This is a genomic window from Methanophagales archaeon, from assembly GCA_021159465.1.
Lineage (GTDB): Archaea > Halobacteriota > Syntropharchaeia > Alkanophagales > Methanospirareceae > G60ANME1.
Window position 1 is genome coordinate 1 of the sequence record JAGGRR010000048.1, and the last position, 2,584, is coordinate 2,584.

Here is a 2,584-nt window from a genome sequence, read left to right on the forward strand (position 1 = left end):
AAATTAAAGCCAGCTCTGTTTCATCAAAAAACGCATAGTCTTTAAGCAGACTTTTTGTTAATTCCCGTTGAAAATTGACCCCCTTTCCCACTTAATTTTGACCCCCCTTAGTTATTACTCGTAGCTCCCATTTTCTCCTTTGTTCTATAACTAGGGCCATTAATGGCAATAATATGACTATGATGCAAAAGCCTGTCAAGTATCGCTGAGGCAATTACATCATCACAAAATATTTCTCCCCATTCTTCAAAAGGTTTGTTTGAGCTGATTATAATAGACCCCTTTTCATACCTCTTACTAATAAGCTGAAAAAATAGATTAGCCCCTTCCTTGTTTATGGGTAAATAACCAAGTTCATCTATAATAAGCAGTTCAAGACGACCTAAAATTTGAAGCTTCTTCCCAAATGAACCATTTACTCTAGCAGCCATAAGTTGCTCAATAAGTTCATTGGCGTAAGTAAAAAGTACTCTTTTCCTTTTCTCACAAGCCTTAAGACCCAAGGCAATAGATAGATGAGTCTTTCCTACTCCAGGGGGACCAAGAAAAAGCACATTTTCTGCCTTTCCTATAAAACTTAATTCTGCCAATTCTTTAATGAAGGCCTCTGGAATAGAAGGTTGAAAGGAAAAGTCAAATCCCTCTATGGTCTTTATTTGTGGAAATTTTGCCTTAGCTATCCTTGCATTGATAGAACGATCTGTCTTTGCCAAAACTTCTTCTTCCACAAGTCGGGCCAAAAATCCAATATAACTTGTTTTTACCTTTGAAGCCTTTGCTGCTTCTTCTTCAAATATCTCTGCTATACGATAGAGTGAGAGTCTTTTAAGTTGTTCTTTTATTCTTTCTGTTTCCATTGTTTACCTCCTTCTAACTGATTTTTAGCCTAGCATCATGCTCCGTTTATGGTGTCAAGGCCAAGCCTTTCAGGTGGCTCCGCCAGCCTTGACACCACTCCGCATGATGCTTTTAAATGTTAAAGTTAGAAAGCAAGGCAAAATCAATTTCCTCCTCCTTTAAAGAAATTGATTATAAAAACCCAATTCCCTTTTTATCTTAAGTCTGGGTAGCGGCCTTAAAGTAAAGGTAGGTCTTTGTTCCTCTAGTTCTCCTTCTTTTTCTAAAACACCCCTTATGAAATTAACAGAGTATGTATTATAGCTTATGGCCAAGGAGAATGCCTTGTGCATGTCTTCTTTTTTATAAACCTCTGCCAGTTTTAAAATCTCTCTTAAATGATAGCTTGCATTAAATTTCTGTTGCACAACAAGTCCTTCTAAAAATGACCTTGCTTCAGAAAACTTTTCTAAAAATGCCTCTTCAAGTAGCTTCTTTGTGCTGGGGAGCCTCTTTCTTAAACCTTCATAATGTTTTTGATCGATAATACTCATCCCTTTGTTTTCACTTATAGTATGAGTAGCAATAAGCACCCCTTTTTGAGAAAATACTTTAAGATATCTGCCCTGAGATACCCTTATCCACACATGCTTTCCTGCATAAGGCCAGGGAACACTATATCTATTGCCATCATAAGAGATAAGACAATCAGAGGTTACCTTCCTAAATATCTCCTTTGTGCTTATAAAAGGAGTCTCTGGTAAGGGAATGAGAAATGAGCTTTCTTTTAAAAATCTATCAATGGGTCTAAGGCTTATGGTAGAGTGAGTAACATAATCAAGCTCTCTTTCATACTCATGAAGCTTTTTAATAAATTCTTCAAAGCTTTCAAACTCCCTTCCTTTTATAAAATGCTGCTCAAGAGGATAAAATGGCCTTTCTACTTTACCCTTTGTCTTAGGCCTTTTTACCTTACAAGCAACTGGCTTTATTCTATAATGACCGCAAAACTCAAGAAAACGAGGATTCCACTTTATTATATGCCCTACCCTTGAAATTACAAACTGAGCCGCATTATCTACTAGTATCTCTTTTGGTACACCACCAAAGTGATGAAAACTATCTTCTAATGCCTCAAAACAAGAGAGCTGGTCTTCCCTTAAAGAAGCAAAAAAGTGTTTTCTTCGGCTATAGGAGAGAATAAAAGAAAATATAATCACTCTTTTTAACTTCCCTCCAATCATCACTGTATAAGCAGACCAATCAAACTGGGCCTGATGACCAGGAGGGGTCTCAAATCGCTCTACTGCCTTCCCATTGCCTTTTTCTGCCTTTAACTTTGAGATAAATCTATAAAGGGCAGATTTAGAACCTGTGTAGCCTATTTGCTGTATCTCTTTTAAAATTCTTGTGCCTATAAATTCCTTTTCAAAAAGCATCTCTTCAATTTGCTCCTTAAGTTTAACTAACTGAGGATTATCTCTTGGAGGTCTTTGATAGTGAGGTGGTTTATTTGCCTTTAAAGCCCTCTTTACAGTGTTTTTAGAAATACCTAACTCCCGAGCAATGCCCTTTATAGATTTTCCCTGAGCCCTTAAATACCTGATAGTTACCCACGCCTCCATAGAAATCATCTCCTTTCTCCTCCATCATAAAATCTATGATGGAGGACCTATATCTTTTCTTGGAGGGGGTCAATTTAAATTGGGCATTACAAGTCCTTTTCATCCCATTTTACCCCCTGACA

General features: G+C 37.2%; 1 protein-coding gene and 1 pseudogene. Both read right to left on the reverse strand.

Annotated elements, in window-relative coordinates:
• Positions 1-107: 107 nt before the first annotated feature.
• Complete coding sequence (istB, locus tag J7J01_02590; protein MCD6209780.1) at positions 108-857, reverse strand: IS21-like element helper ATPase IstB; 750 nt, start codon at positions 855-857, stop codon at positions 108-110.
• Between the two features lie 159 nt (positions 858-1,016).
• Positions 1,017-2,480: pseudogene (istA, locus tag J7J01_02595) on the reverse strand (IS21 family transposase).
• Between the last annotated feature and the right edge of the window lie 104 nt (positions 2,481-2,584).